1 pseudogene is annotated in these 733 nt (G+C 46.4%); it reads right to left on the reverse strand.

Annotated features, from left to right (window positions below):
- Positions 1 to 733: pseudogene (locus R8O11_RS27370) on the reverse strand (AAA family ATPase); the annotation flags it as partial.

The raw sequence follows: 733 nt of genomic DNA on the forward strand, positions 1-733 counted from the left end.
CTTCTGGTAGCTCAGGCTCATCGGCCATAGATGCTAATGCATCTTCTTCGTCGAACTCTGGCAGTTCCAGTTCGTCGAAGTTGAATTCTTCTTCCGCGTCAGCGGTCGGCTCTGCAGTTTGAACTTCAGCTTCTGGTAGCTCAGGCTCATCGGCCATTGAAGCTAACGCATCTTCTTCGTCGAACTCTGGCAGTTCCAATTCATCAAAGTTGAACTCGTCCTCATCAACGTCAGTGGACGTTGCCGCGACAGGTTCTTGTTCAAGTTTGTTTTCAGCTTCAGGCTCAACGTCGTCTAGCAACCAGTCTTCTTCTTGAGGAACGCCAAATTCATTCTCAACGGTATTCGGCGTTGGCGTGAATGCAGGTTCTTCCTCTTTACTGGTAATTTCTGGTTCAGTCTGTTCCTCGCGAAGTTGATACTCACCATTTTCAGAGGACAGCTCTTCAGCCGATGGCATCAAATTTTCTTTGACAGATGAGTTTTCTAACTCTTCAGCAAAACCTTCTTTGCCTTCCAGAAGTGCGTCTAGCTCGGCGGCAAAATCTGCACTTTCTTGCTCAGTTTCTTCAAGAACTGTGTTGTCAGATTCAAACAGTTCATCCAGCTCAGTCATCAGAGGATCATGCTCTGGTGATATTTCCTCAAGATCACCTAAGAAGTCATTGCTATTAAACGGGACGCTTTCTTCTTGTAATGATTTCGTTAGTTCTGGTTCTGATACAGCCGGTGG

The organism is Vibrio sp. 1288, from assembly GCF_033344475.1.